This is a genomic window from Tessaracoccus zhenghani (assembly GCF_055326325.1).
The window spans coordinates 1-16,130 of the sequence record NZ_JBUZNQ010000016.1 but is presented as its reverse complement, the minus strand read 5'-3'; the positions used below and the strand labels follow the sequence as shown (position 1 = coordinate 16,130).

Annotated in this window: 18 protein-coding genes and 3 pseudogenes; 12 read left to right on the top strand and 9 right to left on the bottom strand. The window is 65.1% G+C overall.

What is annotated here, in order from left to right:
- Positions 1 to 57 precede the first annotated feature (57 nt).
- Positions 58 to 366, bottom strand: a pseudogene (locus tag ACZK4S_RS15320) (transposase); the annotation flags it as partial.
- Between ACZK4S_RS15320 and ACZK4S_RS15315 the strand changes: the two are divergent.
- Together ACZK4S_RS15315 and ACZK4S_RS15310 are read left to right on the top strand one after the other, a co-directional pair.
- Entirely contained in the window at positions 365 to 736 is a 372-nt protein-coding gene (locus ACZK4S_RS15315; RefSeq protein ID WP_463644844.1) for a hypothetical protein, read from the top strand. The pseudogene ACZK4S_RS15320 and the gene ACZK4S_RS15315 overlap by 2 nt on opposite strands.
- Positions 685 to 1,116, top strand: a pseudogene (locus tag ACZK4S_RS15310) (integrase core domain-containing protein); the annotation flags it as partial. The gene ACZK4S_RS15315 and the pseudogene ACZK4S_RS15310, both read left to right, overlap by 52 nt.
- Before the next feature lie 72 nt (positions 1,117 to 1,188).
- On the opposite strand, the gene ACZK4S_RS15305 reads toward ACZK4S_RS15310, so the two are convergent.
- Positions 1,189 to 1,470, bottom strand: a complete 282-nt coding sequence (locus ACZK4S_RS15305) for a hypothetical protein (protein WP_463644843.1) — start codon at positions 1,468 to 1,470, stop codon at positions 1,189 to 1,191.
- 217 nt (positions 1,471 to 1,687) lie between these two features.
- A pseudogene (locus tag ACZK4S_RS15300) lies at positions 1,688 to 2,266 on the bottom strand (ISL3 family transposase); the annotation flags it as partial.
- Positions 2,267 to 2,559: 293 nt separating this feature from the next.
- Here ACZK4S_RS15300 and ACZK4S_RS15295 point away from each other — a divergent pair.
- The 3 genes from ACZK4S_RS15295 to ACZK4S_RS15285 are packed head-to-tail and all read left to right on the top strand — an operon-like array spanning position 2,560 to position 4,066.
- Positions 2,560 to 2,934, top strand: a complete 375-nt coding sequence (locus ACZK4S_RS15295) for an RNA polymerase sigma factor (RefSeq protein ID WP_463644842.1) — start codon at positions 2,560 to 2,562, stop codon at positions 2,932 to 2,934.
- Positions 2,889 to 3,110, top strand: a complete 222-nt coding sequence (locus ACZK4S_RS15290; RefSeq protein ID WP_463644841.1) for a sigma factor-like helix-turn-helix DNA-binding protein — start codon at positions 2,889 to 2,891, stop codon at positions 3,108 to 3,110. Before ACZK4S_RS15295 ends, ACZK4S_RS15290 begins: the two co-directional genes overlap by 46 nt.
- A complete protein-coding gene (locus ACZK4S_RS15285) occupies positions 3,107 to 4,066 on the top strand; it encodes a hypothetical protein (RefSeq protein ID WP_463644840.1) in 960 nt (319 codons plus the stop codon). Before ACZK4S_RS15290 ends, ACZK4S_RS15285 begins: the two co-directional genes overlap by 4 nt.
- 173 nt (positions 4,067 to 4,239) lie before the next feature.
- Here ACZK4S_RS15285 and ACZK4S_RS15280 read toward each other — a convergent pair whose 3' ends face one another.
- The 3 genes from ACZK4S_RS15280 to ACZK4S_RS15270 form a co-directional block, all read right to left on the bottom strand.
- The gene (locus tag ACZK4S_RS15280) at positions 4,240 to 4,824 is read right to left on the bottom strand and encodes a hypothetical protein (RefSeq protein WP_463644839.1); all 585 of its coding nucleotides are present in this window, start codon (positions 4,822 to 4,824) and stop codon (positions 4,240 to 4,242) included.
- 249 nt (positions 4,825 to 5,073) lie between these two features.
- On the bottom strand, positions 5,074 to 5,808 hold the full coding sequence (locus ACZK4S_RS15275) for a hypothetical protein (protein ID WP_344676232.1): 735 nt from the start codon (positions 5,806 to 5,808) through the stop codon (positions 5,074 to 5,076).
- Between the two features lie 143 nt (positions 5,809 to 5,951).
- The gene (locus tag ACZK4S_RS15270) at positions 5,952 to 6,476 is read right to left on the bottom strand and encodes a hypothetical protein (RefSeq protein WP_463644838.1); all 525 of its coding nucleotides are present in this window, start codon (positions 6,474 to 6,476) and stop codon (positions 5,952 to 5,954) included.
- Between the two features lie 310 nt (positions 6,477 to 6,786).
- Here ACZK4S_RS15270 and ACZK4S_RS15265 point away from each other — a divergent pair, with 310 nt between their 5' ends.
- Together ACZK4S_RS15265 and ACZK4S_RS15260 are read left to right on the top strand one after the other, a co-directional pair.
- Positions 6,787 to 7,290, top strand: coding sequence for a hypothetical protein (locus ACZK4S_RS15265; protein WP_463644837.1), 504 nt, complete (start codon positions 6,787 to 6,789; stop codon positions 7,288 to 7,290).
- Between the two features lie 125 nt (positions 7,291 to 7,415).
- Positions 7,416 to 7,982: a hypothetical protein gene (locus ACZK4S_RS15260; protein WP_463644836.1), complete on the top strand. Its 567-nt coding sequence runs from the start codon at positions 7,416 to 7,418 to the stop codon at positions 7,980 to 7,982.
- A gap of 123 nt (positions 7,983 to 8,105) precedes the next feature.
- On the opposite strand, the gene ACZK4S_RS15255 is transcribed toward ACZK4S_RS15260, so the two are convergent.
- Positions 8,106 to 8,576: a hypothetical protein gene (locus ACZK4S_RS15255; protein WP_463644835.1), complete on the bottom strand. Its 471-nt coding sequence runs from the start codon at positions 8,574 to 8,576 to the stop codon at positions 8,106 to 8,108.
- Positions 8,577 to 9,000: 424 nt separating this feature from the next.
- On the opposite strand from ACZK4S_RS15255, the gene ACZK4S_RS15250 reads away from it, so the two are divergent.
- The 3 genes from ACZK4S_RS15250 (at position 9,001) to ACZK4S_RS15240 (ending at position 11,525) form a co-directional block, all read left to right on the top strand.
- Positions 9,001 to 9,432, top strand: a complete 432-nt coding sequence (locus ACZK4S_RS15250) for a hypothetical protein (RefSeq protein ID WP_463644834.1) — start codon at positions 9,001 to 9,003, stop codon at positions 9,430 to 9,432.
- A gap of 282 nt (positions 9,433 to 9,714) precedes the next feature.
- Entirely contained in the window at positions 9,715 to 10,701 is a 987-nt protein-coding gene (locus ACZK4S_RS15245; protein WP_463644833.1) for a hypothetical protein, read from the top strand.
- Between the two features lie 275 nt (positions 10,702 to 10,976).
- On the top strand, positions 10,977 to 11,525 hold the full coding sequence (locus ACZK4S_RS15240; RefSeq protein ID WP_463644832.1) for a helix-turn-helix domain-containing protein: 549 nt from the start codon (positions 10,977 to 10,979) through the stop codon (positions 11,523 to 11,525).
- Between the two features lie 992 nt (positions 11,526 to 12,517).
- Here the strand turns inward: ACZK4S_RS15240 and ACZK4S_RS15235 are convergent.
- Together ACZK4S_RS15235 and ACZK4S_RS15230 are read right to left on the bottom strand one after the other, a co-directional pair.
- Positions 12,518 to 13,072 (bottom strand): GNAT family N-acetyltransferase, encoded by a 555-nt coding sequence (locus ACZK4S_RS15235; RefSeq protein WP_459396941.1) that lies wholly within the window; start codon positions 13,070 to 13,072, stop codon positions 12,518 to 12,520.
- 300 nt (positions 13,073 to 13,372) lie between these two features.
- Positions 13,373 to 13,804 (bottom strand): arsenate reductase ArsC, encoded by a 432-nt coding sequence (locus ACZK4S_RS15230; RefSeq protein WP_459396694.1) that lies wholly within the window; start codon positions 13,802 to 13,804, stop codon positions 13,373 to 13,375.
- A gap of 166 nt (positions 13,805 to 13,970) precedes the next feature.
- On the opposite strand from ACZK4S_RS15230, the gene ACZK4S_RS15225 reads away from it, so the two are divergent.
- Both ACZK4S_RS15225 and ACZK4S_RS15220 read left to right on the top strand, forming a co-directional pair.
- Positions 13,971 to 14,471 (top strand): NUDIX hydrolase, encoded by a 501-nt coding sequence (locus tag ACZK4S_RS15225; RefSeq protein WP_076063322.1) that lies wholly within the window; start codon positions 13,971 to 13,973, stop codon positions 14,469 to 14,471.
- Between the two features lie 439 nt (positions 14,472 to 14,910).
- A complete protein-coding gene (locus tag ACZK4S_RS15220) occupies positions 14,911 to 16,107 on the top strand; it encodes an IS110 family RNA-guided transposase (RefSeq protein WP_463644441.1) in 1,197 nt (398 codons plus the stop codon).
- Positions 16,108 to 16,130: the final 23 nt, after the last annotated feature.

Below are 16,130 nucleotides of genomic sequence, written 5' to 3'. Positions count from 1 at the left end.
CGACCCCGAACCGGTCACGATGATCGTCGATGAATTGAACTACCACGGCAGTCGCGGGTCGAGCTCCCGCGCGAAGAACGAGGACGCCGCCAACAAAATCTCATTGGCACGCTTCAGCTCCCGCACTTCGGCCTCGAGCGCCTTGATGCGCTGCGCCTCGCTCGTCGTGGTTCCGGGACGTTCGCCCGCGTCGATCGCGGCCTGTTTGCACCAGCCTCGCAGCGTGTCGGGATTGACCCCGACGCGCTGCCCGACCCGGATCACCGCCGCGTTCAACGACAACTCCGGATCCTCTCTCCTGGCCTCGGCAACAAGCCGCATCGCACGCTCACGAAGCTCCGGCGGGTACTTCCTCGGTGCTGGCATGGTCATCATCCTCTCGGGATTTCAGACCCTCCACCAGACCCGGGGCGATTCAACCCGCTACGCCATCCGTCGCATCTCCGCCGACGGCCCCTCCACCACCCACGAGCTCATTGACTGCGGCGAGGAGTTCGAACTGCACGTCTACGACGGCGACGAAGGCCCCGTCGTCACCAAGCTCGGCGAGCTCCCCGTCGACACCCGCACCGAGCTGCTCCTCGACACTGGTCGGCCACTCTTTGCCTTCCGGCTGCACCAGTTCCTGTCAAAGGGCGACAACCTGTACGTCTCAATGGAGTCCGAGGCCGAGAGGCATGTGACCTCCACAACGCCGTCGACGACCACTCCCGCTTGGCCTACAGCGAAATCCTGACCGACGAGAAGAAGGAAACCACCGCCGGGTTCTGGCAACGCGCCAACGCCTTCTTCAACGCCGCCGGGATCACCGTGACACGAGTCTTGACTGACAACGGCGCCTGCTACCGCTCCAACGCCTTCAAAAAGGCTCTCGGCGACGACATCACACACAAACGCACCCGCCCCTACCGACCCCAAACCAACGGCAAAGTCGAACGGTTCAACCGCATCATGCTCGAGGAATGGGCCTATGCCCAGCCCTACACCTCCGAAACCCAGCGAGTCGCCGCCTTCGACCAATGGCTGCACCATTACAATCACCACCGAGGCCACACCGCGCTCAAGGGACATCCCCCAGCCGCGCGCGTACCCAACCTATCCGGGGTGAACATCTAGGCTCGTTAGCATTCTAGGGCCCCGTAACCGCACCCCGGCTGTGGCCTCCGAGGGGCCGCAGCAAGACCGCCACTACCGCGCCTCGCCCTCGCGGGATTGAAGGTGGTGATGAACCGTCGCCTCTTCGAGCGTGAGTCCCTGGATCACCGACTCCATGAAGCCCCAGTCAAGCCCCAGGTCGTTGCCAATGCTCGACGACATATCCTCACTTCGAGCTAGCTCCTGCAACTCCGCATAGGCCCCACCAGCAGCATCCAAGTGCTCGTTCAATCGGCGGGCCGCAGACTGCATGGCGAGCAGGGTCTCCGGAGACGGCGCGCGATGCCTCCCAAAAGGGGGGAAGGGTTGCGTCATCAGCTCACCTTGAAGTTGCAGGCAAGCTTGACGTTGTCACTCTTGACCACGCCCATCTTTTTGCTCTTCAAGGTCACCTCTGCCTGAATCTGAAATTCCTTGGTGTAGGTGGTGTCACACTACTTGACTCGATGCGCCGTCACAACCTTGCTCGAGACAGATTCCAACAGGCTCATAGCGGTTTCCTGCTTGGTCTTCTGGAACGCAAACGGGCTCATCACAATCCAGGGTGTAATCGGGGTCTGAATCCGCCGGTCTCGAGCAGTGATCTGGCGATGTAGTTGGTGAGGTTCCGGAAGCCGAGTGCTGATCCGCGGAGGTGTTCGAGGCGGCCGTTGAGGGCCTCGGTGGGACCGTTCGAGGTGCCGGGCCGGTCGAAGTAGGCCAGCACGTCGTCTGCTCGCTTCTTCAGTGTTCGGCCGAGTGTGATCACCTCGGTCAACGCGGCGGGGACGCCGTGGCTGACCGAGGCGATCAGGCTGGTCATCAGGGCCCGGCCTCTGGTCCGGTCGGGTTCACGGTAGGCGGCGATCATCCGTTGGTAGATGCCCCAGGTGGCTTCGACCTCGACATGATCATCGCCGGCGAACAGGGCAGTGAGCCTGTCCTTCTGCCGGTCGGTGAGGAGGTCGGCGCCGGTGTGCAGGGTGCGGCGCGCCGAGTAGAGCGGGTCGCTGGTGCGGCCTCGGTGTCCGTGGATGGCCTGTTGGACGCGTCGGCGGCATCGGTCGAGGGCGTCGCCGGCGAGGCGGACCACGTGGAAGGGATCCATGACGGCGGTCGCGTCGGGCAGCTCATTTTCAAACTAGAGACCGGGATCTCATTCAAACTAGAGCGCGTCTCGACAAAGGCTTCCCTCGCGCATCGCGGCATGAGAGCGAATGTCTGGCGCCGCCCTTGGCCGTATGGGAATCGCAGATCGGCGAAGAGTAGTGGTTGGGCGGCGCCTCAGGTGGCCTGTCTTTGTGGCATTCGGCCCCCCGTTCAGCGGGTGAGCGCCGGAAGCACAGCGGTGTCCCCTCTCCGGCAGAATCGGACAGTCGGCAGAATGGGCTGTCACGATGCGGCGAGGAGCGGGAACTACTGAGCATGAGAGAGCTTCCCCCGCCGCGAGATCAGGAATGGCTTGAGAGCCTATTCAACCTCTACTCGAAACGAGTCAGGGCCTTTGCGATCCGACGCGTGGGCCCGGATGCGGCTGACGATGTGGTCTCAGAGGTGTTCGGCATCGCTTGGAAGCGTCGCCCCAATGTCCCCGAGCCTGCTCTTCCCTGGCTGCTACGCACTGCCCATCACGTGGTTTCCCACGAACGCCGGGGACTGGCACGGCGCCTCAATCTCCGAGACGCGATCGCCGGGGCGCTGGCAGACACGCCAAGGCCGGAGCCGACGCCTCCAGCCGAGTCCTGGCCGAAAGCGTGCTCAGCCAGCTCTCCTCCACAGATGCCGAAATCCTCCGGCTGACGGCCTGGGAGGGGCTGACTCCACAAGAGATAGCCGTGGTCCTCGACCTCAGCGATACAGCCGCTCGTACTCGACTCAGGCGTGCCAGGCAGCGCGCCCAGCAGCTGCTCAATGACTCCGGTCCAGCTCTCACACTCGCCGTGGTCACCCCACACCTTCAAGGAGAACCGACATGACCGACTTTGACACCCTGCTGAGGGCCGCTGACCCTGCTGCCGGCGTCCCTGACTACAGCGACGACGAACGCCGCCACCTCCTGGTCACGGCGATCGCGCCCACGTCGCCGGCCAAACGTCATGCGGGGTGGCGGATCGGCGCGGTGGCCGCGGTCGTGGTGATGGTGACCGCCGTCGGCGTGAGCAACCTGGTCGGAACAGGCGCCACAGCGCGCGCCGATCAGATTCTGACCGAGGCTGCCATCAACGCCGTCGACCCGCCGGCGACGGCGGACCAATACTGGAAGATGACCGGGACTGCCGCTTACGGCGCCGGAGAGGTGTGCGGTGAGAGCTTCACCGAAACGCACTACCTCGCGGTGGATGGGAACCGGCCTAGCTGGTACGTCGAGAGCTACGACACCGCACCTGGCTGCCCACCGCTGGGCGAGGACCGGATCTGGACCCTGACCAAGAGCCCCAACGCCATGGTCGACAGCTGGCGTTGGCCGAGCCCCGCGTTCCTCGCTTCGCTCCCCCGCGACGCAGAGCAACTCCGCTCGCGGCTCTACGCAGACGCAAAGGGGATAGGGGCGTCCTCCTCCGACGCCGGCGTGTTCGTCCTGATTGACTACGCGCTGACCTACGGAGCCCCCCCGGCCGACCTTCGCTCCGCCATGTTCGAGGTACTCAAGAACGTGCCAGGCATTTCGGTTGCCGACGAAATGGTCGTCGATGGCCGCGAGGTCGCTCTGTTCACCCTTGAAGGCGGTGAGGTCACTGAGATGCTGATGATCGACCCGGAAGCTGGGCAGCTGGTCGGCTTCCAAGGCGTGCAGAGTGAGCGCAAGGTCACCTACGAGCGCCTAGTGGTCGACACGGTTCCCGAGGAGGTTCAGGACGCCGCGGACGTGCTGGACTGCGAAGTCGGCTTCGACGACACGATCAACCCAGCGGGCGATCTCATTTGCCGCTGAGACGAGCCTCAAACTCGGTGAGGGCTACCCGGTCGGGACGGCCCTCACCCTCGCCCTGGGCAGAATCAAACTCCCCGCCCGCGGCAGATCCGGACGTTCGGGAGTCCCCCCGGCCAACCCGCCCGGAGCCCAGCGAGCGTGCCGTCGTGTCAGTCGGATGCCCGCAGCAGCGCCTACACCTTCGGAAGTCCGTGTGACCAATCGGCATCGAGGAGTTGGTTGATCAGAGCTACGTACTGCGCCCGATCGAAAGCCAGATCCCGATCCCCAGGCCAGTCCTGCCCGGGATCATAAGGCGCGTACGGCTTGTGGGTGACCTGCCATCCGATGTCGCTCCAAAGGACACTCTCTGCAGTCACGTCGATCCAGGTGCTGAGCGCTCCGCAATCGAGGTCCCCGCAATAGCAATAGAGCAGGCCCACCCGACCGTCCTCGAATGCCGTACCTGCAGGAGCACAAGGCGTGCCACGCAGGTGCAGGAACCGATCGAGCCTCGTCCGGTGGAATCGGGGCTCGAACATCGGAGGCGCGATGGCGTCTCCCCGAAGTCGGAGCAGGTTCTCGGTTCGCATGTGCTCGTCCTCGGCATCCCGGGCCTGAAGCATCGTGACGACCCTGTCATCGGCACTGGGCGAGTACAGGCGACGCAACGGCACCCCGTCCACCGTCCACTCCAACCACGGGTACGTCGGCTCCAGCAGACCGGACTCAACTCCACGAGAGTCAAGCTGCGCCACCCGCACGCCCAAGGTGCTCATGGCCAAACGATATGCCTACGCGGACAACAGCACAGTCTGGGACCCGCCTGTCTGGACGCCTCGAGGACTCCCCGGATGACGGCGACAAAGTAACCCACGACGCGGCAAGAGCGGATGTTCGCGCTTCACCAACTCCAGCTCAGGTGGAATCGTCTGGTGCCCGGTTCACGCGTCGTGCGGCGGTTCAGCAGGCGGGGCGAGCTGGATCGGCCGGGTCGAACGGGCCGGTCGGCGGGTCGGAGGCGGCTGTCAGGCCCGCCGGGGCGCCGGATTGATGGCGTCCCCGGACCAGCTCATGTTGTCGTCCACACCAACCTCGAACGCCTCAAGAGCGGGATCGGCGAGAACGACGTCCGCGACCGCGCGCTCGCAGCCGAGCAGCGTGAAGCCGAAGTCGATCTCGGTGGCCAGACACCAGACGTGGTCGTCCGGCCATACGAGGTTCGCCGACTGCCCGAAGCTCTCGTCCTCGACCCACGTCTCGTGCGCGGCCAGGGGCGCCCGGAACAGGTGGTAGCGCCGGTGCGGCAGGGCCAACACCGGCTCGGCACCCCCCGGGACCCGGCTCGGCACCGGGACCTCGTAGGTCATCAGATCGGGGTGGTGCGCCTCGACCGCGCCGCCTCCCCAGAACCCGTAGCCCTCCCACACCGCGTAGGTCACGTCCCCAGACGCCTGCAGGTGCGCGACCAGCGCGTCGTGGTCGGGGCGCGGGAGATGGCCATCCGGCGGCCACAGGTTCGGGTGGCGCAGGGTGTCGAACATGTGGCTCCACTGCGCCAGGGGATGCAGGACGCGTCCATTGGACGCCGCGATCTCCCGCCAGCGGCGTCCGTCCGGCAGGGGGTGCAGGACCCGCACATACGCCGCGAAGCCCGTCGGCACCATGGCACCCACCGGAACCCCAGCCGGTCCCCACGGCAGCAGCCGGGGCGCGAGCCAAGCCGACAGGGCGGCGTCCGTCGTGTGGCGAGGCAGGGCCATACCGCAAGGGTAAGGCCGTAGCGCCCCACTCCTGATGTGCGGGAACGGGGCCACCCGCTCGTTGCGGACAGCGTTCAACACGAAGGCATACCGCGCTGCGGCAAGCGGAGCCGACACACGACCCTCGCGCAACCCGCGGCAGATCAGTGCGTCCGCGGCGGTCGCGGATCCTTCCGGCCCATCTTTCGGTTCGCGAAAGGTCTGACCCCGAAGTCCGCGCGGAATTGCGAGATCAGCTCCGCCTCGAGCTCTATGACCTTGGCGTCAGCGGTGGACCGCCACGCGACCAGAAGTCGTTCACTGTCAGTCAGCTGCCAGATGTATCTGCCTCCCCAGTGGCCCACAGGTTCGCCCGCGCCGTGCCGACGGTACTCATCGAGGCGCTTCCTCAGCCCTCGGTGACCGGTTACGCCTGCGTTGGCCTTCCCGATGTAGAGAACCCCAGCGCCCGCCACCCATGCGGCAGCGAGTTGAGGCTGTGTGACCGACGGGTCCTTGCCCTTGAATCTGCCTGCCTGGCTCGCCTCCCGGAAGGCGGGGGTGATGTCGTCCGGGAGGAGCACGACGTAGACGCCTGGCCCCGAGGGCACAGTGGCCTCTGGCAAGATGGTGAAAGGGATGAACCCTTCGAATCCCGCATCGGCGAGACCCTCACGACTCCAATCCATGGGCAAAGTCTGTCACTAGTACTCCGTCCTGACACCCGAGGCGAGGCCAGCAACTGTCGCCGAATGACCGTCCTGACGGAGGCAGACATCCGGTGGTTGTGCATCGCGTGTGGGCCGGAGTGGCGCGGGGTTGCGCAAGGGACATCCATCTTCGCCGGGTGGCTCCACGCTGCGCTCTGCTCCCCTGGAATACTGCCTGAGTGTGGGTAATGGCACGAGGCCTATGATGGCGAGCCGGCGGCGAGGTTCGCCGAGACACGCCTTGCTTGGCGAGCCGGGGCAGCCGCGACCTGTGAGGTTTGGTGCGTGGTTGAGGCTGTTTCTCCTCGGCCACGGGCGAGACCTGCTCAGTTGGCCGATCAGCTGCCTCCTCGTCGGCGTGGTCGTGGTCATTCCCTGGGGCATGGCCGAACGGCAGGCGTACCTGACCGCCGCTGAGCTTTCCCAGGCCGGACACACCTCCTCAGCCGTCGCATGCGAAGCGAGGTACGGGAGGGGCGCTGAGTTGGCCGTCCGCGTCACCATCCCTGAAGCTCCAGATCTCGTCACGCTGATCTACCCGACCATTGGACCCGTACTTGATCTGGCCCCGATCCCGTGGGAAGTGTGCGGCGACCCGTACACGACTCCCTTCGATGTCGTTGTTCTCACGCGACCAGATGGGCAGGTGAGCGCCATGGCAGCCCGAGACCTCCCTGATTCGCAGTTACTGATGATGTGGCCCTGGATCGTGGGCATCGGGATCGCTCTCATTTCCGCGGCGCCGGTGTGGGCCCTCTGGGCATGGCACCTTCTCCGACGGCCAAAACCATAGCGACGCACTCGCCAGCGTCGGGCGCCACCGTTTCCGCGACACCGTGCATCAGAGACTGTGCCAACATCTCGCCACGCGCGTGGGAGTGAGTGTGCTCGACAGCTTCTTGAGCCATGCTCGGTACCGTGACACGTGATGAGCTCATCGTGGCTGGCTGGGTGCCAGTCCGTGAGATACCGACTCCCAAGCTTCTTGGCCAGACGCTCCCTGCGCGCATGTTGACGATCAGTTCCTGCCTGCAGGATGACGACGTTCCCAGGCCAGAACCATGGCTGGGTCCATGGTTCCAGGACCCCGACGATGCGAAGCAAGCGGCCGCCGGAACAGCCGGCCAGCTGCCCACGATCGTCACCGTGGCTATGCAACCTCACGATGCAGAGGAACTGATGGCCCAATTTGACGCTGAACACTCGCCGTGGTTCAACCTTCTACGCCAACGTAGGCTGGTGACTCCCGAGGCGAGAATCCTGGGTTACGAAGTCGTCGGCGCAGAGGAGTACCTCGACTTTCACTCTTGGCACTGTCACGGCTACGCCGACGAGGTACACATGGCACTCGGCGTCAGGACGAACAGCAAGAGCCTGATCCCGAACTATGCAGCGGCGCAATCCGTCCTGAGATGGATGCTCACTCGGCCCTCCAGGGAGGCGCCCAAGCCAGTTCCGTGGACCGTCGTGGCCTTGGCACGCTGAGGAGTGAAGTTGTGCACCGTCACCGCGGCATGTGCGGATGTCGGCGCGTGGCTCAGAACCACACAGATCGTCGTCGCTACCCCTCGAGTGGGCGAGACGGAGGGATCGCCGCCGCCGGGTGTGTCACTTCGATCGGATCGACCCCGACCAAACGGTTCGACGGCCGAGGATGTCCGTCGACACGCCCTCGATGACGCTGGGACTGATCCGCGTTGGCGACAGCGACTCACCCCTCCGCGGCTGACCCGAGTCCCGCGCGGCCCAACCCCAGAGCTCGGCACATGCCCCCTCGATCTCGCGCAACAGAATGTCATGAGTGTCGGGCGCCGCGTACCCCAACGCCCACAACACCACGGGGCGCTTGCCTGTCCGACGCACCTGGACGAACCCCGCCGAGATCCCGGAGAAGAAGTTCACGTCCCAGATCTCGAACTCCTCGATCGAGTAGACCTCAATGCTCCTCGCAGCGACCAGACCGCGGTAAATGACCTGCGGCCCCGACTGCGACACCGACACTCCTGCGATGAAGAGCGCCCGGTAGCCGACGATCAGGGCCGGGCTGGCAACGGCCAGCCAGAGCGCGACGCTAGACACGCTGGCTCCAGGCGAGAATGACACCCATGTCAGAACAAGCCAGAGCACGACCGGCACCATCCACAACCAGCGGACCCACCTGAGCAACGCTGCCCGAGACCCTGCTCCGCCACTGACCATCAGCGACACCCCTTCTGCTGATGCCGATCCTTCGTGCACCGGAATTCTACCGGCAGGCCTTGTCGCGGACCGTCTCGTCTGCCCGAGACGCGGCTGGAGGGCGATCGTGCTCGGGACACCGAACCCGGAGGCCACCCCTCGCAGACCGCGGAATGAGCAGGCACGTGGCTCGGCCCGCAGATGACTCTCGATGGCTCGGGCGGCATTGGGGGTGGGGCAGACTGGAGGCGTGCCTGGGAACACTGAATCCAACCGCCACCTTATGGTCAGAGGGCGCTGGCCCCTGCTATCGATCCTGCTGTTGGTGACACTCGCGATTCCTGCTTGCAGCTGGATTGCTCCGTCACGGCCCTGGAGCGCCGGCTATGTGATCATGGAGAACGGGAATCTTGTTGCCAAGCTTGTCTGTGGAGAGTTCTCATCTGTCCAAGTTGAGCAAGATGGTGCTTCAACCGCTTCTGTTGTTTGGACAGCGCAGAGCACGGGCTCCGGCGCCGCCGCTAGCCTCCCTCTGCTTCAAACGGACATCCGGGGCTACACGATCAAATCGAAGGGAGAGGTCGACCGCGACGAGAATGTATTCGTCACCTATGAGCGCACGGATGCGGTTCTGGGCGGCTCGGTTGAGTTCGTACCGTCGTCTCTCAAGGAAGACGAGGTCGCCTTCGCTGGCGGCGTTGTGAGGAGTTCGAAGTTCTGCCGGATGTCAGACGCAGACTTCGGCTGCATGCGGTGAATCCCAGAGTGACCCGTCCGACCCACTCAGCTCCTCAGGGACCGATTCGGCCGTGGACGCGTCGCGGCAGATCCGCGCGTTCGGAATCAGCGCTTCGCGGCGGCGTCACCGTCGCGCTCTTGCCTGGGCCTGTGACCGCTTTCTGTTCATTGCGCGTCCGCGAGGTCGTGGTCACCCATCGAGGATGATCACGGCTCGCCGATGGGCGCAGACAGGCAACTGCTGCGCGACGAGGAGTTGAGCTGCTCAGCGCTTTCGCCGCAGGAGCGACATACTGCGGGCATGACACCACTCCTCGCGGCCGACCTGCGGGCCACCCGGCTCCACACGGCAGCCATCCGGCTCGCGTGGGTAGTCACGCTGGTGGTCCTGTTGGTTGCGGAGGTGGCTGCGGGCGATGTGGTTCCTGTTGTGCCCTGGGTTGGACGCCTGTGGCTCGCGGCGGTGCTGGTTCTGACCTCCATCTGGGCTCTGCCACGCTGGACCCTCGCCTATGCGTCGTTGCTGGGATGGCTGCTTCCCTACGGTGGGGCCTCGTGGCCGTGGGGGTGGCGGGCGTGGGCGATCGCCTCCGCGCTGGCGCTCGCCTGGCTCCTCGTCCCTCGCCGCCCCCAGTCGACGGCCAGCCGGGCCCGCCCCGCGGGCGAGCGACCGTTCGAGCGTTCCTACGCGAACATCGGTGCCGAGGCCGGCCGGGTCGCGCTCGCCGCGACGGCGGTGGCCGTCGCGGTCCTGTTCATCATCGAGGTGGTCTGGGGGACGCCTGAGTCGATGCTGCTGGGCCTCATCGCCTTCGTGCTGCTTCTGGGGCTCAGCGCCTGGCCGAGGGCACAGCACCGACACGCTGCGCGGTTGCGACTGATGGCCGAAGGCGGCCCCGCTCGGGAGGCAACGCTCACCGAGGTGGACGGTGACTATTTCGTCGGGGCCGTCGATGACGGCCGAGAGCGGCTGCGAATTGTGGCCCTGGATGGCGTCGTAGACCGGGAAGACGCGGGGATCATCCAGCTCGCCCACGAAGATGACGGCGAACTGATCAACCTCGACGACCTTGATGACGAGGATGCAGCCGACGTGCGCCGGGCGATGGCCGACCCGCGACGTTGGGCCGCGCTGGGCGAAGCCGTGCACGGCCCGGCGCCAGAGGCCGGTGGACGGGTGGTGCTGATCGGTGAGCCACGTGACGGCGCAACGGTCGCAGTGATGCGCCAGGACGGCGCCACATGGCTCGGTGAACTCCGCGAGACCATGAGAAAGGCCCGGAACTGATCGGCCCACGCCCTTGCTTCACGGGTGGAGAAGCGCCAGCTCGCTCCACGACTACGGGCATGACCTCTGCAGGCCGAGTGGCAGACCGGGTCGTGTGTGGGCACCCCTACGGGAGCGCGTCCACAAGTCCGTGCAACTCGCCGAGACTTCAGCCGCGCCTCGCGGCAGATCAGTGCATCCCGTGGACCCGACCGCGCGTGCCTCAAATGCGCAGGCCACGGTCGCTTCTTCGCAGGGTCGCCGTCCAGATCGTTGATGGCGAATAGCCTGAGGAGGTGAATAGCACTGAGGATCTGCGCGTGAAACAGGTGGCGCTGGAACTCGGCATCCCCTTCACCGGCGTCACGCGTTTGATCCGCCGGGGAGCGTTGAAGGCCGAGGGCCTTGGGCCCCCTGGGAGGTGGCTGATTCGGCGAGCCGATCTCGACCTGTACATCGCCAGTAGGGACGGACAAGCCGCGGAGCGTGAACAGCGCCGCAAGGAGAAGGCCAGTCGGCGAGCGTCTAGCTCAGGACCAGGCTGTGCGGTCGAGGCCGTCTGCCAACACACGGGGCTGGTCGGATTCTGCGGGCAATGCGACGGCCAATGGGTGGTGCAGGCTTCGGGGATCACCTACGTGTTCGACCTTGATGTCGACATGGTGACAGTCATGCCCAGGGATGTCGACGACGAAGACGGCCTCCCGTCGTATCCACAACTCCTGATGTTGAGCGAGGTCCTCGGTTTGATGAGCGTGACCGGGCCGATGAACATATCCGTCCATGACAGTTGGGGCGAGGACCAGGTCATCAGCGGGTGGATCTCGTACATCGCACGCATCTAGGCGAAGGCTGACGAGCGTCCCATCCGCGGCATGACCGGACATCCTTTGCGCCGAACGTTCAACTAGGGACTAGGAGTGCAACAAGCAACGAGGCCCAGTACACAGGAATCGCCGGAGCCTAGTACGGCCACCGAAACGCCCACACCACGTCCGTGGGCATTGGACATATAGAGACGGTCCGTGTGCCCACCAACTTCCGAAGCAGAGCGGCGTTCGCAGCCCCTCGGCGGAGACGGCGTAACTCTGGCAGCGGCCACCAGGTCAGGCGGTGCTTCTTACGGACAATGAGCACGGGGACATATGCGTCAGACAGCCACGACATGCCGCTGTCAGTGCGGGCGGCCCATCCCACCGCAGCGATATCACCTGACGAGATCCATCCACGTCGTGTCAGGAGGCCGCGAGGCGTGGCCACGACGAGGAAAGGCCATCCCAGCACGAATGCTAAGCCGAAAAAGAAGGTGACTATCCAAGCTGAGGTCAAGGAAGGATCGACGATCAGCAGCGTGACTGAACCCGCAACCATCAGGTATGCGAGGAAGACCACCGGTGACGCACTGCCGAGCACACGGACTCTACTGGCAGTTCCGGTGAGCCGGTCGCCGCGGCCGGCATGCTTGGCTTCAGCGAGGTCATCCAGCCACCCCTCCGGGTCCATCCGAATCAACGTCGTTTCCCCAACATGCGCCTGTCCACTGCCACGCTCCACAAGTTATTGACGCTGCCAGCATAGGCGTTGGACGCTCTTCGGGTCGTGATGCGGTAGCTGCGGTTCTTCCGGCGGCTCATCGGTAGATTCCCATCCTTCCTGCCTTGGGCCGTAGCGATACGCGAGGTTCTCGCATCGACGTACCACGCCGCTATTGACGCGCTTGTAGAGAGCGCCGGCGATCTTTCCTCTTGGTCCGGAGATGGCTGCCAGGCAAACCGCCAGGGTGGCTTCCCCATAGACGCGGGCTCCGACCGGAGCCTCCACGCGGCAATGGTGCGCGTCAGAACTGGGGTCGGGGATCGTCGTCAAGCCGGCTGAAGATGATGAGATCGGCCTTGCCGTCATGGACATAGCCGGCGCGACGGAGCGTACCTTCTTGGATGAACCTCGCCTTGCGGGCCGTGGCCAGCGAGGCGGCGTTGCCGGTGGCGACGAGGACCTCCACGCGGCCAATGCCTTGGGAGTCGAGCGCCCAGTCGGTGATGGCGGCGAGTGCTCGCGCGGTGATGCCGCGGCCTCGGGCCCAAGGCCCGAGCCAGTAGCCGGCCTCAGTCTTGGCCACGTCCCAGTCGGTGTTCTTGAGTCCGATCACGCCGACGAACTGCCCGTCGACCTCGATAGCTCGTTCCAAGGCTGTGCCGCTGGCCAACTCCTGAGGCGCGATCTCCAGCGCGAAGAACCGTGCGGATTCCTCGGTATAGGGCTGGGGCAGGGGAAGCCACTTCTGGGTCTGCGGGTCGGAGCAGGCGATCGCGATCGCCGGCACATCCGCCTCGGTCAGAGGGCGAAGTACGACCCCGTGGGACTTGATGACTTCATCTGAAAACGACGGCATGACGAGACCATAGCTGTTCTTCCAGTGGCCTCGGCGATGCGGTTTCTGCCTACAGCGACAACGTCCGACTCTCGGCATGAGCGCGAAACATCACGGCCATCCCTGAACTCCATCCGGGATCCAAGCATGTGGGAACCTGGCGCCGCCAACACAGCGCCGCAAGAGCCACGCCCTACTTTTACGGATCACCCCCGGAGCATCCCGATCTACAAATTGCCGAGCGCAGAAGTCCAGGGTGAAGCACGGCCCGAGGGTCCACTCCTCTCCGGTCGTCCGCATCGCAGGTGTGCGGCCCAGAAGTCAGGCGACTTCGGCCGGTGTGGGATGCACTTCGACGCCCAACTCGGTGAGCAACTCGGTGATGCGGCGGCGGATGTCGTCGCGGATGGGGCGCACGGAGTCGACGCCCTGCCCGGCCGGGTCATCGAGCGTCCAGTCCAGGTACGTCTTGCCCGGATAGAAAGGGCACGCGTCGCCGCAGCCCATGGTGATGACGACATCCGAGGCCTCCACGGCCTCGTCGGTGAGGACCTTGGGTTTCTCCTGCGAGATGTCGATCCCCTCCTCCAACATGGCATCGCGCACGGCCGGGTTGATGGAGTCCGCGGGGGCGGATCCGGCGGAGCGGACCTCGACGGCGCCGCGGGAGAGGTGCTGGGCATACGCCGCGCCCATCTGGGAGCGGCCTGCGTTGTGGACGCAGACGAAGATGACGGAAGGCTTCTTGGTCACAGGGTTTCCTCTCGGGATGGCTCAACTGGTCGTCGAGATGCTGTGAGCACTGTCAAAGTACCGCCAAGAGGGTCGTCGATGATGATCCAGCGCTCACGGGCTTCACCGGGCCATCGTCGAGCGCACGCACGGGCCCCGCCGGCGACTCGGGTGGTAGGTTCCGATCGTGAGCGAGGACATCCGTGACTGCGGTTACGACGACGACGGGCTCTGGTTCCGCTACCGCGCGGCAGCCGTCATCCTGCACGACGGCCACGTACTGATGGCGCGCAACCAGAGCAACTCCTACTACTACTCCATCGGCGGCGGGGTCCACCACGGGGAGAGCGCCGTGGAAGCGGTGCAGCGGGAAGTCCTCGAAGAGACCGGGGTCCGCATGGAAGTGGACCGTTTGGCGTTCATCCACGAGAACTTCTTCCGCGACACCGAGACCGCCGCCCTCGACGGGCGTCAATGTCATGAGCTGGCGTTCTACTTCCTCATGAAGTACGACGCGAGCATGAAGCTCAGCACTGAACCGAGCCTGACCAGGCTCGGCGACATCGAGTGGCATGAGTGGATCCCGATCAGCCAGTACGGGGTGAAGGCGGTCATGTACCCGCCCTTCTTCGCTGACGAGTTGGCGGCCATCGGTCCCGACCCGAAGTGGATCACGAGCCGCGATTAAGGCACGCGTGGCGATCATGGGGGCGGTGGGGCCCTGACCGCACCGCACGTTGCAGAGCCAGCGCTCAGCGGTCGATGTGAGACGGACCATATCTGGCACAACGTTCGAGCCATCGTCGTTGTGTCAGAAGTGACACCGCAGACGGTGTCAGATCCGCCACCATCCAGCGGCGCAAACCCGTTCAGCCAGGCGGTCGCGCACTGATCCCGTTACCTTCTAGGTAGCCCCGATGGTCGGGGTTCTGGTCACCAGGCCCGGCATGACTTACTGCCCCTGTCATAGATGATCCGGGGGGTGTTGTCACCGGGTTCTGGTGGCGTGGGTTGATCGCTGATAGGGACACGGCCCGCTGCATCGACAGCGTGGTCTCTTCGTAACGTGGGTGCCGACGATCTTCGCCCGACTTGGTGACCAGAATTAGGTCCTAAGGAGGACTGTCATGGACCAAGACCGGTTCGACGTATTCGTCGGCCTCGATGTAGGCAAGGAACACCACCATGCCACCGCGCTCAACAGCGCCGGGAGACGTCTGCATGACAAGGCCCTGCCCCAAGACGAGGCTGCCCTGCGCGAGGTGTTCGACAAGCTCACCGTCCATGGGTCGGTGTTGGTGATCGTGGACCAGCCCGCCACGATCGGGGCACTGCCTGTGACCGTCGCTCGAGCGATGGGTATCGAGGTCGCCTATCTGCCCGGGCTGGCGATGCGCCGCATCGCTGATCTCCACCCGGGCAACGCGAAAACCGACGCCCGTGACGCGTTCATCATCGCTGAGGCCGGCCGCACCATGCCCCACGCGCTGCGACGCGTCGGCGGCGACGATGACCTCATCGCCGACTTGGCTGTGATCGTTGGGTTCGACGACGACCTGGCCAGCGAAGTCAACCGCGTCTCGAACCGGATCCGCGGCATGCTCACCCAGATCCATCCCGCCCTCGAACGCGCCATCGGCGCCAACATCGGCCACCCCGCGGTCCTCGCCCTGTTGGCAAAGTTCGGCGGCCCGACAGGCCTCGCTGCCGCGGGCAGGCGACGCCTGACCACCACGACGAAACCGTTGGCGCCCCGAATGCACACCCGGCTCGTCGACGCGATCATCAAAGCCCTGACCGAGCAGACCGTAGTTGTTCCTGGCACCCGCGCCGCCGAGCTGGTGTTGCCCCAACTGGCTGCCCAACTCCAAGGACTCCTGGCCCAACGCGCTGCAGCCGCGAAACAGGTTGAGGAGGCCCTCGATGCCCACCCTCTTTCCCAACTCCTGATGTCAATGCCCGGAGTCGGCATCAGGACCGCAGCCAGACTCCTCCTCGACATCGGCGACGGCACAGCATTCCCCACCGCAGGACACCTCGCCGCCTACGCCGGCCTGGCCCCTGTCACCCGCAGATCTGGCAGCAGCATCCGAGGCGAACACCCCTCGCGAGCAGGGAACAAACACCTCAAACGGGCCTTGTTCCTGTCAGCCTTCGCTGCCCTCCACGACCCCGACTCCCGCGCCTACTACGACCGGAAACGCGCCGCTGGGAAGAAACACAACGCCGCGATCATCTGCCTAGCCCGACGACGCGTCGATGTCCTCCACGCCATGCTCCGCAACGGCAGCTTCTACCAACCCCGGACTCCAGCCGCGGCTTGACAGGAACCATAGGGACACCCCCC